At 73.6% G+C, this 16,724-nt stretch carries 14 protein-coding genes and 1 pseudogene; 11 read left to right on the forward strand and 4 right to left on the reverse strand.

Annotated features, from left to right (window positions below; genetic code table 11):
• Positions 1-52 precede the first annotated feature (52 nt).
• Together ACN6LD_RS14745 and ACN6LD_RS14750 are read left to right on the forward strand one after the other, a co-directional pair.
• A complete protein-coding gene (locus tag ACN6LD_RS14745; protein ID WP_319189868.1) occupies positions 53-967 on the forward strand; it encodes a HipA family kinase in 915 nt (304 codons plus the stop codon).
• Complete coding sequence (locus ACN6LD_RS14750; protein ID WP_319189866.1) at positions 964-1,248, forward strand: Rdx family protein; 285 nt, start codon at positions 964-966, stop codon at positions 1,246-1,248. Before ACN6LD_RS14745 ends, ACN6LD_RS14750 begins: the two co-directional genes overlap by 4 nt.
• Here ACN6LD_RS14750 and aceB read toward each other — a convergent pair.
• Both aceB and ACN6LD_RS14760 read right to left on the reverse strand, forming a co-directional pair.
• Positions 1,238-2,863, reverse strand: a complete 1,626-nt coding sequence (gene aceB, locus ACN6LD_RS14755) for a malate synthase A (RefSeq protein WP_445043385.1) — start codon at positions 2,861-2,863, stop codon at positions 1,238-1,240. The genes ACN6LD_RS14750 and aceB overlap by 11 nt on opposite strands.
• 183 nt (positions 2,864-3,046) lie before the next feature.
• Positions 3,047-3,718 carry a nucleotidyltransferase family protein gene (locus ACN6LD_RS14760; RefSeq protein ID WP_445043386.1) on the reverse strand — a complete coding sequence of 224 codons (672 nt, stop codon included), beginning with the start codon at positions 3,716-3,718 and terminating at the stop codon, positions 3,047-3,049.
• Between the two features lie 217 nt (positions 3,719-3,935).
• On the opposite strand from ACN6LD_RS14760, the gene ACN6LD_RS14765 reads away from it, so the two are divergent.
• Positions 3,936-4,223 (forward strand): DUF5955 family protein, encoded by a 288-nt coding sequence (locus tag ACN6LD_RS14765; RefSeq protein WP_319189898.1) that lies wholly within the window; start codon positions 3,936-3,938, stop codon positions 4,221-4,223.
• Positions 4,224-4,250: 27 nt separating this feature from the next.
• Here ACN6LD_RS14765 and ACN6LD_RS14770 read toward each other — a convergent pair whose 3' ends face one another.
• Entirely contained in the window at positions 4,251-5,051 is an 801-nt protein-coding gene (locus tag ACN6LD_RS14770) for an IclR family transcriptional regulator (RefSeq protein ID WP_445043387.1), read from the reverse strand.
• A 276-nt stretch (positions 5,052-5,327) separates the two neighbouring features.
• Between ACN6LD_RS14770 and allB the strand changes: the two genes are divergently transcribed.
• From allB to ACN6LD_RS14785, 3 genes are all read left to right on the forward strand, one after another.
• Positions 5,328-6,665, forward strand: coding sequence for an allantoinase AllB (gene allB / locus ACN6LD_RS14775; protein ID WP_445043388.1), 1,338 nt, complete (start codon positions 5,328-5,330; stop codon positions 6,663-6,665).
• A 98-nt stretch (positions 6,666-6,763) separates the two neighbouring features.
• Positions 6,764-7,879: an allantoicase gene (gene alc / locus ACN6LD_RS14780; RefSeq protein ID WP_319189859.1), complete on the forward strand. Its 1,116-nt coding sequence runs from the start codon at positions 6,764-6,766 to the stop codon at positions 7,877-7,879.
• A 71-nt stretch (positions 7,880-7,950) separates the two neighbouring features.
• The gene (locus tag ACN6LD_RS14785) at positions 7,951-8,772 is read left to right on the forward strand and encodes an AIM24 family protein (protein ID WP_445043389.1); all 822 of its coding nucleotides are present in this window, start codon (positions 7,951-7,953) and stop codon (positions 8,770-8,772) included.
• A gap of 336 nt (positions 8,773-9,108) precedes the next feature.
• On the opposite strand, the gene ACN6LD_RS14790 is transcribed toward ACN6LD_RS14785, so the two are convergent.
• Positions 9,109-10,125 (reverse strand): Gfo/Idh/MocA family protein, encoded by a 1,017-nt coding sequence (locus ACN6LD_RS14790; RefSeq protein ID WP_319189856.1) that lies wholly within the window; start codon positions 10,123-10,125, stop codon positions 9,109-9,111.
• Positions 10,126-10,254: 129 nt separating this feature from the next.
• Here ACN6LD_RS14790 and ACN6LD_RS14795 point away from each other — a divergent pair, with 129 nt between their 5' ends.
• The 5 genes and pseudogenes from ACN6LD_RS14795 to ACN6LD_RS14815 all read left to right on the forward strand — a co-directional run.
• On the forward strand, positions 10,255-10,992 hold the full coding sequence (locus ACN6LD_RS14795) for a GntR family transcriptional regulator (RefSeq protein WP_319189896.1): 738 nt from the start codon (positions 10,255-10,257) through the stop codon (positions 10,990-10,992).
• Between the two features lie 305 nt (positions 10,993-11,297).
• Entirely contained in the window at positions 11,298-12,446 is a 1,149-nt protein-coding gene (locus ACN6LD_RS14800; RefSeq protein WP_057576113.1) for an ROK family glucokinase, read from the forward strand.
• Between the two features lie 145 nt (positions 12,447-12,591).
• Positions 12,592-13,185 carry a sugar kinase gene (locus tag ACN6LD_RS14805; RefSeq protein WP_319189854.1) on the forward strand — a complete coding sequence of 198 codons (594 nt, stop codon included), beginning with the start codon at positions 12,592-12,594 and terminating at the stop codon, positions 13,183-13,185.
• Between the two features lie 148 nt (positions 13,186-13,333).
• A complete protein-coding gene (locus ACN6LD_RS14810) occupies positions 13,334-16,186 on the forward strand; it encodes an SNF2-related protein (protein ID WP_445043392.1) in 2,853 nt (950 codons plus the stop codon).
• Positions 16,186-16,724: pseudogene (locus ACN6LD_RS14815) on the forward strand (hypothetical protein); the annotation flags it as partial. The gene ACN6LD_RS14810 and the pseudogene ACN6LD_RS14815, both read left to right, overlap by 1 nt.

Genomic DNA, 16,724 nt, shown 5'->3' on the forward strand with positions numbered 1-16,724 from the left:
CCCCAAGGTCGACCGTGGATTGCAAGACTGAAAAGGCGGGTGGCCTGAGAAAATGCTGAGAGTGGTCACCGCAACTCGCTACATCGAACCCCTGCGCTCCGGCGGTTCCGTCCCCGGCGTCGTGGAGGCCGACGACCTCGGCACCTACGTCGTGAAGTTCACCGGCTCCGCGCAGGGCCGCAAGGCGCTGGTCGCCGAGGTGATCGTCGGCGAGCTGGCGCGCGCGCTCGGACTGCGCTTCCCCGAACTGGTCCTCGTCCACTTCGACCCGGCGCTCGCGGCGCACGAGCCGCACCAGGAGGTGCGCGACCTCCTCGACGCCAGCCACGGCGTCAACCTCGGCATGGACCTGCTGCCGGGAGCGCGGGACTTCACCCCGCAGGCCGCCGAGTCGTTCGCCGTGGACCCTTTGGAGGCGGGACGGATCGTCTGGCTCGACGCCCTGACCGTCAACGTCGACCGGACGGTCCACAGCTCCAACCTGATGCTCTGGCCCACGTTCGGGACCGTGCCGCCGCGGCTGTGGCTGATCGACCACGGGGCCGCCCTCGTCTTCCACCACCGCTGGGACGCCTCCGCTCCGGAGCGGGCCTACGACTTCCGCCACCACGCCCTGGGCCGCTACGCCCCCGACACCCGCGCCGCCGACGCCGAGCTGGCCCCCCGGGTCACCGAGGAGCTGCTGCGCGCGATCGTGGCGGAGGTCCCGGACGCCTGGCTGGCCGGCGAGGACGGCTTCGCGACGGCGGACGCCGTCCGGGAGGCGTACGTGCGCTACCTCCACGCGCGCGTGAGGGCCTCCGCGGCCTGGCTGCCGACCGGCTTCCCCAGCCGGGAGGAACTCGCCGCCGAGGAGGCCCGGCGGGCGGCGAAGACCCGTCAGGGCCGTCCGAGCTGGCTCAAACAGGTCCCGGACCTGCACGGCGAGCCGGCGGCGGAACAGGATTGGTCGGTGCACCTCGGATGAGCCATGCCGTACAGATCGAGTACTGCACCCAGTGCCGCTGGCTGCCCCGCGCGGCGTGGCTGGCGCAGGAGTTGCTGACGACCTTCGAGACGGAGATCGCGCAACTGTCGCTGAAGCCCGGCACGGGCGGCGTGTTCGTCGTCCGGGTCGACGGCGAGGTCGTCTGGGACCGCCGTGCGCAGGGCTTCCCGGAGCCCACGGCGGTGAAGCGGCTGGTGCGCGACCGAGTGGCCCCGGGGCGGACCCTGGGCCACTCGGACCGTCCGGAGGTCAGCCCCTGAGCTGCTCGTAGGCCGGCAGGGTGAGGAAGTCCGCGTAGTCCTCGTCGAGCGCGACCGTCAGCAGCAGGTCGTGTGCCTGCTGCCAGTGGCCGGCCGCGAACGCCTCCTCGCCGATCTCGTCGCGGATCGCGGCGAGTTCCCCGGCGGCGACCCTGCGGGCCAGCTCGGGGGTGGCCTTCTCGCCGTTCTCGAACTCCACCCCGGCGTTGATCCACTGCCAGATCTGCGAGCGGGAGATCTCGGCGGTCGCGGCGTCCTCCATGAGGTTGAAGATGGCGACCGCGCCCAGTCCGCGCAGCCACGCCTCGATGTAACGGATGCCCACCTGCACGGCGTTGACCAGCCCCGGGTAGGTGGGCCTCGCCTCGAGCGAGTCGACGGCGATGAGGTCGGCGGCCTCGACGTGGACGTCCTCGCGCAGCCGGTCCTTCTGGTTGGGCCGGTCGCCGAGGACCCTGTCGAAGGACGCCATGGCGATCGGCACCAGGTCCGGGTGAGCCACCCACGAGCCGTCGAACCCGTCGTTCGCCTCGCGGTCCTTGTCGGCCTTGACCTTCTCGAACGCGACCTTGTTCACCTCGGCGTCGCGACGGGAGGGGATGAACGCGGCCATGCCGCCGATGGCGTGCGCGCCGCGCCGGTGGCAGGTGCGCACGAGCAGTTCGGTGTAGGCGCGCATGAACGGGGCGGTCATCGTCACGGCGTTGCGGTCCGGCAGGACGAACCTGGCGCCGCCGTCACGGAAGTTCTTGACGATGGAGAACAGGTAGTCCCAGCGGCCCGCGTTCAACCCCGAGGCGTGGTCGCGGAGTTCGTAGAGGATCTCCTCCATCTCGTACGCGGCCGTGATCGTCTCGATGAGGACGGTGGCGCGCACGGTGCCCTGCGGGATGCCGACGTGGTCCTGCGCGAAGACGAACACGTCGTTCCAGAGGCGGGCCTCCAGGTGCGACTCCGTCTTCGGGAGGTAGAAGTACGGGCCCTTGCCGAGGTCGAGGAGACGGTGGGCGTTGTGGAAGAAGTAGAGGCCGAAGTCGACGAGGGCGCCGGGCACGGCGCGGCCGTCGGCGTCGACGAGGTGACGCTCGTCGAGGTGCCAGCCGCGCGGCCGCATCACGACGGTGGCGAGCTCGCTGTTCTCCTTCAGCGCGTACGACTTGCCGGACGCCGGGTCGGTGAAGTCGATGGAGCGGGTGTAGGCGTCGGCCAGGTTGACCTGGCCGAGGACGACGTTCTCCCACGTCGGCGCGGAGGCGTCCTCGAAGTCGGCGAGCCAGACCCGGGCCCCGGAGTTGAGAGCGTTGATCGTCATCTTGCGGTCGGTGGGGCCGGTGATCTCGACCCGGCGGTCGTCCAGGGCCGCGGGGGAGGGCGCCACCCGCCAGGAGTCGTCGGCGCGGATCGCGGCGGTCTCCGGGAGGAAGTCGAGCGTGCAGGTGCGGGCGATCTCGGCGCGGCGCTTCGCGCGGCGGGCGAGGAGTTCGTCGCGGCGCGGTGTGAACCGCCGGTGCAGTTCGGCCACGAAGGCGAGCGCCGGCTCGGTGAGGACCTCCCCCTGCCGCGGCAGGGGCTCGGCGTCGACGATGGCCAGCGGGGACGGCGCTGGTGCGGACATGAGCGGTCACTTCCTTCAGCGGTGGCACCGGGTGCCAGTCGTACCGGGTACGGCGAGCGAGGCTCCGGACGGGCCAAGCCCTTCTGAACAGTGGATACTAGTTTCCTCATCGTGGAAGTTCAATGGTTTGTTGATGTCGAGAGTCTCCGGGTCGAGGCAAGGCGGCGCTCGGTGCCAGGGGGCTCACTCGAGGTGAGCGAGATCCTCCGGTGTGTCGATGTCGAACGGCCGTGCCACGTCACCGCACTCGACGAGCGTGAGCGCCTCCCGGTGCGCGCTCAGATAGGCGCGCGCCCCCCGGTCGCCGGTCGCGGTCGCGGCGACGCCCGCCCAGTGACGGGAGCCGAACAGGACCGGATGGCCGCGCTCGCCGTCGTAGGCCGCGGACACGAGCGAGGACTCGCCCTCGTACGCCGCGAGCACCCGCGCCACCGCCTGCGGGCCGATGCCGGGCTGGTCGACGAGGAGGACCAGCGCCGCCCTCGCGGGGCCCTCCCTGGCGTGCGCGCCGGGGCCCGGCGGGTCGGCGGGCGAGACGGGGCGGGGCAGCGAGGCGAGCCCGGCGCGCAGTGACGTGCCCATCCCCTGCGCCCAGTCGGGGTTGTCCACCAGCACGCACCCCTCGAGCCGGGCCCGCTCCCGCACGGTGTCCGCGGCGGCCCCCAGCACCACGTGCACGCGGGTGCAGCCCGCCGTGCGCAGCGTGCGCACCGCGTGCTCCACGAGCGGGCGTCCCCGGTGTTCGAGCAGCGCCTTGGGCCGCCCGCCGAGCCTTCGCCCCCCGCCCGCCGCGAGGATCAGGCCCGCCACCTGGCACTCGGCGCCGGTCGCGCCTGCGTCTTCCGTGTGCGTCATGTGTCCTGCATACCTGACGCGGCGTCGGACACATGGTCTCCGGAGGCTGAATTTCGGTCCGCGCTGTGGCGCACCCGCCAGGGGGTGGCGTTTACTGACCCGCGCGTCCCCCGGCGCACGACCGGCGCCATGGGGAGGCGGGGCGGGACGGCGCGTACTCGTGCCCGGCGGGGTGCGAGGGGGGAGAGCTGTGTTGCGGAGCTTGGGGCAGAGGGCAGTGACCGGCAGCGACGAGGATCCGAGGGTGGCGGAACTGCGGACCGCGGTGTCCCGGCTGCGCCGCGAACTCGCCGCGCACCCTGCGGAGTTCCCGGACCGGGTCATCGCCGAGGACGAACTCGCCGCGCTCGCCGCGATGGCGGCCCACGGCACCCCGGAGGCGCCGCGGTTACGCCGCTCGCTGCTGCTGGTCGCCGGCGCCATCGGCTCGGTGAGCGCGCTGGCCCGCAGCCTGTCCGACGTGCGCAGCGCGGTGGAGCTCTTCGGGCAGACCCCGCGCCGCTGACCCGCGGCCCGCACTGCCCGGCGCGGGTCAGCCGGTTCCGGCGCCCGGATTGGTCAGGGCGTGCGACAGCTCGGCCGCCACCTGCTGGAGCACCGGCACGATCTTCTCCGTGGCCTCCTCCGTGACGCGGCCCGCCGGGCCGGAGATGGAGACGGCCGCGGCGGTGGGGGAGTCGGGCACGGACACCGCGAGGCAGCGGACGCCGATCTCCTGCTCGTTGTCGTCGACGGCGAACCCGGTACGCCGGACGTCCGCCAGCGCCGCAAGGAAGCCCTCCGGCGTGGTGATCGTCTTGTCCGTGGCGGCGGGCATGCCGGTGCGGGCCAGCAGGGCGCGCACCTCGTCGTCGGGGAAGCCGGCCAGCAGGGCCTTGCCGACGCCGGTGGAGTGCGGCAGGACCCGGCGTCCGACCTCGGTGAACATCCGCATCGAGTGCTTGGACGGCACCTGCGCCACGTACACGATCTCGTCGCCGTCGAGCAGCGCCATGTTCGCCGTCTCGCCGGTCTCCTCGACGAGGCGGGCCAGGTAGGGGCGGGCCCAGGTGCCCAGCAGCCGGGAGGCCGACTCGCCCAGCCGGATCAGCCGGGGGCCCAGCGCGTAGCGGCGGTTGGACTGCTGGCGGACGTAGCCGCAGGCCACCAGGGTGCGCATGAGGCGGTGGATGGTGGGCAGCGGCAGCCCGCTGCTCGCGGACAGCTCGCTCAGGCCGACCTCGCCTCCCGCGTCCGCCATCCGCTCGAGCAGATCGAAGGCGCGCTCGAGTGACTGGACCCCTCCGCCGGCGGACTTGGTGGAGTCGGGGGTGCTGGCGCTCGACGTCGGCACGGCGCGTCCTTTCGCAACGGGCGGGCGGGGCTGAAGCCTACCCGCCGGTCGGTTGACTCCCGGCTTGTGCGTAGCTACGTTCTGCTGCACGGAATTGTCATTCCACTTTGTGGAAACATCCACAGTGGCGGCGACGGGTGCACTGTGGGGGAGTGCGCCCTTGACGGCGCGAGGGCGGGAGTGAAGACTCCTTCAACAGAACGTTGAATTCTGTGACGTGAGAGTTTCCGAACGTTTCTGACAGATGACCGGAGTGCACGGGAGAGAGGGGTCCGGGTGTCCGAGGCCGAACTGTTGCTGCGCTCGACGCGCGTCATCACTGGCGAGGGGACGCGCTCCGCGGCCGTCGCGGTGGCGGACGGCGTCATCACGGCCGTCCTGCCGTACGACGCCCCCGTTCCCGAGGGCGCCCGCCTGGAGGACTTCGGCGACGACGTCCTGCTGCCCGGCCTGGTCGACACGCACGTGCATGTCAACGACCCCGGCCGCACCCACTGGGAGGGCTTTTGGACCGCCACCCGCGCGGCGGCGGCCGGCGGCATCACCACCCTCGTCGACATGCCCCTGAACTCCCTGCCGCCGACCACGACGGTCGAGCACCTCCGCGTCAAGAGGGAGGTCGCCGCGGACAAGGCGCACATCGACGTCGGCTTCTGGGGCGGCGCCCTGCCCGACAACGTCAAGGACCTGCGGCCCCTGCACGACAGCGGGGTCTTCGGCTTCAAGGCGTTCCTCTCCCCGTCCGGCGTGGACGAGTTCCCGCACCTCGACAGGGACGGCCTGGCGCGATCCCTGGCCGAGATCGCCGGCTTCGACGGCCTGCTGATCGTGCACGCGGAGGACCCGCATCACCTGGACGCGGCCCCGCAGCGGGGCGGCCCCCGGTACGCGGACTTCCTCGCCAGCCGCCCGCGCGGCGCCGAGGACACCGCCGTCGCGCACCTCGTCGCCCAGGCCCGGCGGCTCCACGCACGCGTGCACGTCCTGCACCTCTCCTCGAGCGACGCGCTCCCGCTGATCGCCGCCGCCAAGGCCGACGGCGTCCGGATCACCGTGGAGACCTGCCCGCACTATCTGACCCTGACGGCAGAGGAAGTGCCCGACGGGGCCAGCGAGTTCAAGTGCTGCCCGCCCATCCGCGAGGCCGCCAACCAGGACCTGCTGTGGCAGGCCCTCGCCGACGGCACGATCGACTGCGTGGTCACCGACCACTCGCCGTCCACCGCCGACCTGAAGACCGGCGACTTCGCGACCGCGTGGGGCGGCATCTCCGGCCTCCAGCTCAGCCTCTCGGCGGTCTGGACCGAGGCGCGCAGACGGGGGCACGGCCTCGAGGACGTCGTGCGGTGGATGTCCACGCGGACGGCCGCCCTCGTGGGCCTCGACCGCAAGGGCGCGATCGAGGCGGGCCGGGACGCCGACTTCGCCGTCCTCGCCCCCGACGAGACCTTCACCGTCGACCCGGCGGCACTCCAGCACCGCAACCGCGTCACGGCGTACGCCGGAAGAACCCTCCACGGCGTCGTGAAGTCCACCTGGCTGCGGGGTGAACGCATCGTCGCCGACGGCGAGTTCACCCCGCCGAAGGGCCGGCTGCTCACCCGCGGCGCCTGACGCCGGCGCGCCGCCGGACGCCCGCACCCGCACCGCGACCTCCGCACCCGCACCGCGACCCCGCCGCGGCCGACTCCCGAAAGGCAGATCTGATCACCGTGACGGCGACGACGAGTTTCACCGGCGACGCGAACCCCTACGGAGGCGGCGACCCGTACGCGGACTACCGCACCGCCGACTTCCCCTTCACCCGGTACGTCGACCTCGCGGACCGGCGGCTCGGCGGCGCGGTCGTCGCCGCCAACGACGAGTTCTTCGCCCAGCGCGAGAACCTGCTGCTGCCCGGGCCGGCCGAGTTCGACCCGGAGCACTTCGGGCACAAGGGCAAGATCATGGACGGCTGGGAGACCCGCCGCCGCCGCGGCGCCTGTGCCGACTCCCCGTGGCCGACCGCCGACGACCACGACTGGGCGCTCGTCCGTCTCGGCGCGCCCGGCGTGATCCGGGGCATCGTCGTCGACACGGCCCACTTCCGCGGCAACCACCCGCAGGCGGTGTCGGTCGAGGGCGCGTCGGTGGCGGGCTCGCCGTCGCCGCAGGAGCTCCTCGGGGACGACGTGAAGTGGACCACGCTGGTCCCGCGCACGCCGGTGGGCGGCCATGCGGCGAACGGTTTCTCCGTGGCGACCGAGCAGCGCTTCACGCATCTGCGGGTCAACCAGCACCCCGACGGCGGCATCGCCCGCCTGCGCGTGTACGGCGAGGTCGTCCCCGACCCCGGGTGGCTGGCGGTGCTCGGCGCCTTCGACGTGGTCGCCCTGGAGAACGGCGGCCGGGTCGAGGACGCCTCCGACCTCTTCTACTCGCCGGCCTCCCACACCATCCAGCCGGGCCGCTCCCGCAAGATGGACGACGGCTGGGAGACCCGCCGCCGCCGCGACCGGGGCAACGACTGGATCCGCTACCGGCTTGCCGCCCAGGCGCGGATCCGCGCGCTGGAGATCGACACCGCGTACCTGAAGGGCAACAGCGCCGGCTGGGCCTCGGTGTCGGTCAAGGACGGCGACGACGGCGGATGGACCGAGATCCTGCCGCGCACCCGCCTGCAGCCCGACGCCAACCACCGCTTCGTCCTGCCGGAACCCGTGGTCGGGACGCACGCGCGCGTGGACATCTATCCGGACGGCGGCATCTCCCGCCTGCGCCTGTTCGGCTCCCTGACGGAGGAGGGCGCGAGCCGCCTCACGGCCCGCCACCAGGAGCTGGGCGGCTGACCGGGTCCCGTCCTGAGCGGATTTTCCCGGACAAACCGGAACACTTCCTCCGCCTTTCGCGTTCTCCCGGTGTGACCCTTCAGCAAGAGATCGTCGGCAGCGCCATGCAGATGGCGGTCGTCACCCTGCAGCCCGGCCAGAGCGTGTACTGCGAGGCCGGGAAGTTCCTCTTCAAGACGACGAACGTGACCATGGAGACCCGCCTGGGCGGCCCGTCCGGCGGCGCCCGGCAGCCGCAGGGCGGGGGCGGTGGCGGTGGCCGCATGGGCGGGATGCTGCGCCAGGCGATGGGCACCGCCGTGCAGGTCGGCCAGCGCGCGCTCGCGGGCGAGTCGCCGGCCTTCCAGTACTTCGGCGTGAGGGGCGGCGAGGGCACCGTCGGCTTCGCCGGCGTGCTCCCCGGTGAGATGCGCGCCCTGGAGCTGGACGGCACGCGCGCGTGGTTCGCCGAGAAGGACGCCTTCGTGGCCGCCGAGTCCAGCGTCGACTTCGGCATCGCCTTCCAGGGCGGCCGCACCGGCATGAAGGGCGGCGAGGGCTTCGTCCTGGAGAAGTTCACCGGCCACGGAACGGTGATCATCGCGGGCGCCGGCAACTTCATCGACCTCGATCCGGCCGACTTCGGGGGCCGCATCGAGGTGGACACCGGTTGCGTGGTCGCCTTCGAGGACGGCATCCGCTACGGCGTCCAGCGCGTCGGCGGCCTCGACCGCCAGGGGATGATGAACGCGGTGTTCGGCGGCGAGGGCCTCTCCCTGGCCACGCTGGAGGGCAGCGGCCGGGTCATCCTGCAGTCCCTCACCATCGAGAGCCTCGCGAACGCCCTCCGCAAGGCCCAGGGCGGCGACAAGCAGGGGCCGACGGGCGGACTGTTCTCGACGGACGCCGGCTGACCCGGGGCGGCGCCCGCGCGACGTCGGTCGACGGCCGTCGTCCTTCGGTAGGGGATCGCCGTCGGCGGGAAGGCGTTCGGGTCTCTCCGTGCGTAGATTCGCGGACCATGTTGCCGGACCACGCGGCCGACGCCGACGCCGACACCCGGCGCGCCCACGAGGCGGACCTGCCGGACGGGAGACCTCGGACCTGACACGGCCGGACGGGCGAAGACGATCGGGGCGAAGGCCGCGGGCGGCGGTGGCGCACCACGGATTCGGGCGACGGTCCACAACCGCGCTCTCTCGCCGCGGCGGCCTCCGTCCGGTGCCCGCCGCGAGGGGGTCGGTCGCAGCTCAGGCGGTCCCGAGGGCCGCCGGGATCTCCGCGAGCCGTACCGCCCGGCGTTCTCGCCGGGACACCTCGCAGGCCTCGGCGATGCGCAGGGCCTGCAGGGCCTCGCGGCCGTCGCACGGGTTGGCGCGGCCGCCTCGGACGACGTCCACGAAGGCGTTCAGCTCCGCCGTGTAAGCGGGTTCGAAGCGTTCCAGGAAACCCGTCCACGGCTTGTCCGCGGCCGGCGGACCGGTGGGTTCGGTGGACGCGATCGGCGTGCGGTCGTCCAGGCCCACGACGATCTGGTCCAGCTCCCCGGCCAGCTCCATGCGGACGTCGTAACCCGCTCCGTTCAGCCGTGTCGCCGTCGCGGTGGCGAGGGTGCCGTCGTCGAGGGTGAGGACCGCGGCCGCCGTGTCCACGTCCCCCGCCTCGCGGAACATCGCGGGACCGGCGTCGGACCCGGCCGCGTACACGTCCGCCACCTCGCGCCCGGTCACCCAGCGCAGGCAGTCGAAGTCGTGGATGAGGGCGTCCCGGTAGATCCCGCCGGACACCGGCAGCCAGGCGGCCGGCGGCGCCGACTCGTCGGAGGTCAGCGCCCGCACCGTGTGCAGCCGTCCGAGCCGTCCCGAGCGCACCGCCTCGCGGGCCCCCGTGTACCCCGCGTCGAAGCGGCGCTGGAAGCCCATCTGGAGGATCGTTCCGGCGTTCTCGACCTCGGCTATCGCCTGTAAGGTCCCCGCCAGATCCAGCGCGATCGGCTTCTCGCAGAAGACCGGGAGCCCGGAGCGTGCTGCCCGACCGATCAGTTCGGCGTGGGCCGAGGTGGCCGTCGTGATGACCACGGCGTCCACGCCCCAGCGGAAGATCTCGTCCACCCCGGGGGCGGCCGTCTCTCCCAGCCGCAGCGCGAGCTCCTGGGCCCGCCCGTGGTCGGCGTCCGTCAGGATGAGGGATCCGACCTCGCGGTGACGGCTGAGTGTGTTCGCATGAATGGTGCCTATGCGGCCCGTCCCGATGACCCCGATGCGCATGGAACCAAAGTGACGTCGCAGGCAGCACCCTGTCAATGCGCATGTCCGGACAATCGAACTGCACAACTTCCCGTCAACCGGTCGCGGAGCTACGCTCGGGCCGTGCCGAAACCAGGAGTGGACCCGACCGTGCAGCTGGAACTACGTGTGGACCGCAGTTCCCCGGTGCCGTTGTACTTCCAGCTCGCCCAGCAGCTGGAGGCCGCGATCGAGCACGGCTCGCTCACCCCCGGCAGCCTGCTGGGCAACGAGATCGAGCTCGCCGCACGGCTCGGCCTGTCCCGGCCGACCGTCCGCCAGGCGATCCAGTCGCTCGTCGACAAGGGGCTGCTGGTGCGCCGCCGAGGCGTCGGCACGCAGGTCGTGCACAGCCAGGTCAAGCGCCCGCTGGAGCTCAGCAGCCTCTACGACGACCTGGAGGCGGCAGGGCAGCGCCCGGCGACGACGGTCCTGGCCAACACCGTGCTGCCGGCGTCCGCGGAGGTGGCGGCAGCGCTCGGGGTGGCCGAGGGCAGCGACGTCCACCGCGTGGAACGGCTGCGGCTGGCGCACGGCGAGCCGATGGCGTACCTGTGCAACCACCTGCCCTCGGGCCTGCTCGACCTCGACACCGCACAGCTCCAGGCCACCGGCCTCTACCGCCTGATGCGGGCCGCCGGGATCACCCTGCACAGCGCCCGCCAGTCCATCGGCGCCCGCGCCGCCACCGCGGACGAGGCCGAGCGGCTCGCCGAGGACCGCGGCGCCCCGCTGCTGACCATGCAGCGCACCACCTTCGACGACACCGGGCGCGCGGTGGAGTTCGGCGACCACATCTACCGTCCGACCCGCTACTCCTTCGAGTTCCAGCTGCTCGTGCGCCCCTGAGTGACCCTGCGCGCCCCGCGCGCCCCGGACACGGACCGCGGCCGTGACCGCCGGTGCAGCCGTGACGTGACGGCGGTGACACGGGTGAAGCGCGCGACGTCTGACGTCCGTGACGCTGTGAACCCCGTCACCCCGGCTCGCCGACGGCGAGGACCGCCCCGACGACCCCCGCCACGAGCTGGGGCGTCGCGCGCGAGCCCGTCGCCGCGCCCCCGCGTCCGCCGGGCGGCCGCCGTCGGCGAAGGCCACACGCCGTCGTCGCCCGGCTCGGCAGCCGAGGTGAGGGTGAGGCAGAATCGGCGACGATGAGCACCTACGGCAACTTCAGCGCCCCCATCGGCTCCCGCCGCGCCCCCGCACTCCGCACGGTGGGCACCAGGGAGCGCCGCTCGCACCTCACCGCGCCACGGGTGCCCACCGTGGGCATCGACATCGGCGGCACCAAGGTGATGGCGGGCGTCGTCGACGCCGACGGCAACATCCTGGAGAAGGTCCGCACCGAGACGCCGGACAAGTCGAAGAGCCCGAAGGTTGTGGAGGACACGATCGTCGAACTGGTCCTGGACCTGTCCGACCGCCACGACGTGCACGCCGTCGGCGTGGGCGCGGCGGGCTGGGTCGACGCCGACCGCAACCGTGTGCTGTTCGCGCCCCATCTGTCCTGGCGCAACGAACCCCTCAGGGACCGCCTCTCCGGTCGCCTCGCGGTGCCCGTCCTCGTCGACAACGACGCCAACACCGCCGCCTGGGCGGAGTGGCGCTTCGGCGCGGGCCGCGGCGAGGACCACCTCGTCATGATCACCCTCGGCACCGGCATCGGCGGCGCGATCCTCGAGGACGGCCAGGTCAAGCGCGGCAAGTACGGCGTGGCCGGCGAGTTCGGCCATATGCAGGTGGTGCCCGGCGGCCACCGCTGCCCGTGCGGCAACCGCGGTTGCTGGGAGCAGTACAGCTCGGGCAACGCCCTGGTCAGGGAGGCCAAGGAGCTGGCCGCCGCCGACTCGCCGGTGGCCTACGGGATCATCGAGCACGTCAAGGGGCAGATCGGGGACATCAGCGGCCCCATGATCACCGAGCTGGCCCGCGAGGGCGACGCCATGTGCATCGAGCTGCTCCAGGACATCGGCCAGTGGCTGGGCGTCGGCATCGCCAACCTCGCCGCCGCCCTGGACCCGTCCTGCTTCGTGATCGGCGGCGGCGTCTCGGCCGCCGACGACCTGCTGATCAGCCCCGCGCGGGACGCGTTCAAGCGCCAGCTCACCGGCCGCGGCTACCGCCCCGAGGCCCGCATCGTGCGCGCCCAGCTCGGCCCCGAGGCCGGCATGGTCGGCGCCGCGGACCTGGCCCGTCTGGTGGCCCGCCGCTTCCGGCGCGCCAAGCGCCGCCGCGTGGAGCGCTACGAGCGCTTCGAACGGTTCACTGAGGCGGCCCGCCGCACCCAGGACACGGCCTGACGGCTGTGTCGCCTTCCGCCCGGGGCACGGCCTGACGGCTGTGTCGCCTTCCGCCCGGGGCACGGCCCGACGGCTGTGTCACCCTCCGCCCAGGACATCGCATGACCCCGGTACCGCCGCCGCCCCGCACGACCTCGGACACCGCATGACAGCGCCGCTGCCCCGCCAGGCCGCTTCCTCGGGCGAGCCGCCCCGCCCGCCGGAGGACCGCCGGCACATGATCCGCCGCCGGGCGCTCACCCTGCTGATCATCGTGCTGCTCATCGGCGTCCCGGCCGGCTACCTGGTGATCTCCGCCGATCAGAGCCGCAGCAGCGGCAAGGACAAGGAGGCGAAGTACTCGGCGACCGGCCTGACCGAGGGCTGGCCCTCGAAGGTGCAGCGCCGCCTCTACCAGGTGCCGGTCCCGCACCCCGCCAACAAGGTCGCCTACTACGAGACGAACAACTGGAAGACCAGCCGGCTCTATGTGCAGTTCCAGACCACGCAAGCCGGCCTCGACCAGTTCCTCGCGGAGATCGGCGTCGGCCGGGACGACCTGAAGAAGGGCGACATCGCCATCAGCGCCCGCGACCAGCAGATCACCGGCTGGAAGTTCAGCGGCCCCGGCTCGCGTCCGGGGGACGACTTCGGCATCGTCCTCGAGCGGAAGAACCCGCAGCCGACGCTGGACATCGTCGTGAACACCGGAAACGCGGTCTTCCCGTTCGTGTACGTCGTCTCCCGCACGGTCCCCTGACCCGGCTCCCGGAGCCCGCCCGGCGCCCCGGCCGGACCCGACGGGGTGACCGGCCGGCCGCCCGGGGCCGATTGTCAGACCCCGCCCGTAGAGTCGAAGACGACTGATCCGACAGGCGGGCGGGAGGTGGACACCCGGCATGAGCGTCATGGCCGACGGGACGGCGGCTGCCGAGCCCGGTTCCGTCTCCGTCTCCGTGCGGCTCGCCGCCGTCTTCCTGCCCGCGCCCCTCCCGCGCGAGGGCCGCGTCGCCTTCTGGGACCCGGCAGGCGACGCGCTGCCCGCCGCGGCGGACGCGGAACACACGGAGCTCACCGTCGTCCGGCGTCATGGCGCCACGATCCGCCGCAGGCAGACCCCCGCCCTGTCCCTGCCGATCGACGCTGCGCTCCCGCTGCTCGTGCGCGCCCGACACGACCCCGCCGCCCACCCGGCGACCGCCTGCTGGGGCGCGGCCGCGCTGCACGCGCTGCGGCTCGCCGCCCGCGGCCGCCTCCTGCCCGGCCTGACGCCCGCCGGGCACGACGCCTGGCGCGCGGGTCCGCTGGACCCGCAGGACATCGCGCACCTGCGCGCGGTCGCCGCCGCCCTCCCGCACGAGGGTCACGCCGTGCCGCTTCCCGGCTCCGGCCCGCTCCTGCTGCCCCGGCCCGAGCCTCTGATGCGCTCCTTCCTCGACGCGGTGGCGGACACCCTGCCCCGCACCCCGGCCGCGCCGCATGCCTGCGGCAGGCCCTTCGCGGACCGCCGGCCCCAGCGGCTGCCCGGCGCCCACGACTGGGCCGCGGAAGTCGCCGCCGGCATGGACGCGGGCGTGCGGATCTCGCTGCGCCTCGACCTGTCGGCGTACGCCATGTTCGACGCGCCCGGCGGCGACGGCCACGGCGGGGCGCGGGTGCGCAGCGCCGGCGCGGCGATCGTCCAGGTGCACAGCCTCGCGGACCCGACCCTGGTGACGGACGCGGCCGCGCTGTGGGCGGGCGAGGCCGACGCGGCCTTCGGGGCACGCGCACGCGTGGACGCGGCCCTCGCCGTGCGGCGCGCGGCCCGCGTGTGGCCTCCCCTCGCCCGGCTCGCCGAGCAGGACGCGCCGGACGTCCTGGCCCTCTCCGAGGACGAGCTGGGCGACCTGCTCGGCGTGGCCGCCACCAGGCTCGCCGCGGCCGGGGTCGCCGTTCACTGGCCCCGGGACCTCGCACAGGACCTCAGCGCGGCCGCCGTGGTGCGCCCGGCGCCCGGCTCCGCGACCGACGGCGGGGGCTTCTTCGAGGGCGAGGAACTGCTGCAGTTCCGCTGGCAGCTGGCGCTCGGCGGCGACCCGCTCAGCGAGGCGGAGATGGACGCCCTGGCGGAGGCCCACCGCCCGGTGGTGCGGCTGCGCGACCAGTGGGTGCTGGTCGATCCGGCGCTCGTGCGCAAGGCCCGCAAACGCGAACTGGGCCTGCTGGACCCGGTCGACGCCCTGTCCGTCGCCCTCTCCGGAGTGGCCGAGGTCGACGGCGAGACCGTCGAGGCGGTCCCGGTCGGCGCCCTGGCAGCCCTGCGCGACCGTCTCACCGCCGGGGTGCGGCCCGCCGAGCCGCCCGCCGGTCTGCACGCCGTCCTGCGTGACTACCAGCTGCGCGGCCTGGCCTGGCTGGACCTCATGACCTCCCTCGGCCTCGGCGGCTGTCTCGCCGACGACATGGGCCTCGGCAAGACGATCACCGTCATCGCCCTGCATCTGAAGCGGGCCCGCACCGAGCCCACGCTGGTGGTGTGCCCGGCCTCCCTGCTGGGCAACTGGCAGCGCGAGATCAACCGCTTCGCGCCCGGCGTGCCCGTCCGCCGCTTCCACGGCCCCGACCGCAGCCTGGACGGGCTGTCCGGCGGCTTCGTCCTCACCACGTACGGCACGATGCGGTCGGCGGCCCCGGCGCTTGCCGGGCAGCCCTGGGGCATGGTCGTCGCGGACGAGGCGCAGCACGTGAAGAACCCCTACTCGGCGACGGCGAGGGCGCTGCGCACGATCCCGACGTCCGCGCGCGTGGCCCTGACCGGCACCCCCGTGGAGAACAACCTGTCCGAGCTCTGGGCGCTGCTCGACTGGACGACACCCGGGCTCCTCGGCCCCCTGAAGTCCTTCCGCGCCCGGCACGCGCGCGCAGTGGAGAACGGCGAGGACGACCAGGCGGTGGAGCGCCTCGCCCGGCTGGTCCGCCCGTTCCTCCTGCGCCGCAAGAAGTCCGACCCCGGCATCGTGCCCGAGCTGCCGCCCAAGACGGAGACCGACCACCCGGTCCCGCTCACCCGCGAACAGGCCGCCCTCTACGAGGCGGTGGTCCGCGAGTCCCTGCTGGCCATCGAGACGGCGGACGGCATCGCCCGCCGCGGTCTGGTGCTGAAACTCCTCGGCGCGCTGAAGCAGATCTGCGACCACCCCGCCCTCTACCTCAAGGAGGACGGCGCCTCCGTCGGGGACGCCCTGGCCGCCCGCTCCGGCAAACTCGCCCTGCTGGACGAGCTGTTGGACACCCTCCTCGCGGAGGACGGCTCGGCCCTCGTCTTCACCCAGTACGTCGGCATGGCCCGTCTGATCACCGCCCACCTCACCGCCCGCGCCGTACCCGTCGACCTGCTGCACGGCGGGACTCCGGTGCCGGAGCGGGAACGGATGGTGGACCGCTTCCAGAGCGGCGCGACCCCGGTCCTCGTGCTGTCCCTGAAGGCCGCCGGCACCGGCCTCAACCTGACGCGCGCGGGGCACGTCGTGCACTTCGACCGCTGGTGGAACCCGGCGGTGGAGGAACAGGCCACCGACCGCGCCTACCGCATCGGCCAGACCCAGCCGGTCCAGGTGCACCGTCTCATCACCGAGGGCACGGTCGAGGACCGCATCGCCGAGATGCTCCAGGTCAAGCGTGCTCTGGCCGACGCGATCCTCGGCTCCGGAGAGTCGGCCCTGACCGAACTCACGGACCGTGAACTCACCGACCTGGTCAGGCTGCGGAGACAGGCGTGATGAGCGAACCGCGCAAGAGCACCGGGCCGGCCGACGAGGCGCGCCGAGCGCTGCGGGCGGCCCGGGAGCGGCAACAGGAGCAGACCGCGCGGCAGCCCGCGCCGGAGCAGCCCGCCGAGCCACGCACGGACCGGCCCGACCGTCCCGCGGCCCCTGCCGCGCCCCGGCCGGCCGACGCCGCCCGTGCCGCCCTGCGCCGGACCCCGCAGCCCGCTCCCACCACGGCCGACCCGGGTTCCGAGGCCGCCGCCGACCCCGTCGACGCCTCGGGTTCCGCGACCGGCACCGGTCCGGTGACCGCGACCGGTCCGGTGACCGGTACCCGTCCGTCCGCCGAGTCGGTGGCCGGACCGGGGCGCGCGCCCGGCGCCCGCCCCGAGGCCGCCCCCGGTCCGACGGCCGGACCGCGCGCCGAGGCCGGTCCGCGCTCCGAGGCCGGTCCGCGCTCCGAGGCCGGCTCGGGTTCCGCGTCCGGCATCCCGCCTGCGGGCGGCTCCGCACCGGTGGGCGACGCCGCCGCCGATGTCGCGGGGGCGGC

The sequence above is a fragment of the Streptomyces sp. SAS_272 genome (assembly GCF_052543235.1).

Bases quoted from the DNA above. Each gene is read 5' to 3' on its own strand.
- ACN6LD_RS14745 (WP_319189868.1), top strand. From the start codon at position 53: ATGCTGAGAGTGGTCACCGCAACTCGCTACATCGAACCCCTGCGCTCC.
- ACN6LD_RS14750 (WP_319189866.1), top strand. From the start codon at position 964: ATGAGCCATGCCGTACAGATCGAGTACTGCACCCAGTGCCGCTGGCTG.
- aceB (WP_445043385.1), bottom strand. From the start codon at position 2,863: ATGTCCGCACCAGCGCCGTCCCCGCTGGCCATCGTCGACGCCGAGCCC.
- ACN6LD_RS14760 (WP_445043386.1), bottom strand. From the start codon at position 3,718: ATGACGCACACGGAAGACGCAGGCGCGACCGGCGCCGAGTGCCAGGTG.
- ACN6LD_RS14790 (WP_319189856.1), bottom strand. From the start codon at position 10,125: ATGCGCATCGGGGTCATCGGGACGGGCCGCATAGGCACCATTCATGCG.
- ACN6LD_RS14800 (WP_057576113.1), top strand. From the start codon at position 11,298: ATGAGCACCTACGGCAACTTCAGCGCCCCCATCGGCTCCCGCCGCGCC.
- ACN6LD_RS14805 (WP_319189854.1), top strand. From the start codon at position 12,592: ATGACAGCGCCGCTGCCCCGCCAGGCCGCTTCCTCGGGCGAGCCGCCC.
- ACN6LD_RS14810 (WP_445043392.1), top strand. From the start codon at position 13,334: ATGGCCGACGGGACGGCGGCTGCCGAGCCCGGTTCCGTCTCCGTCTCC.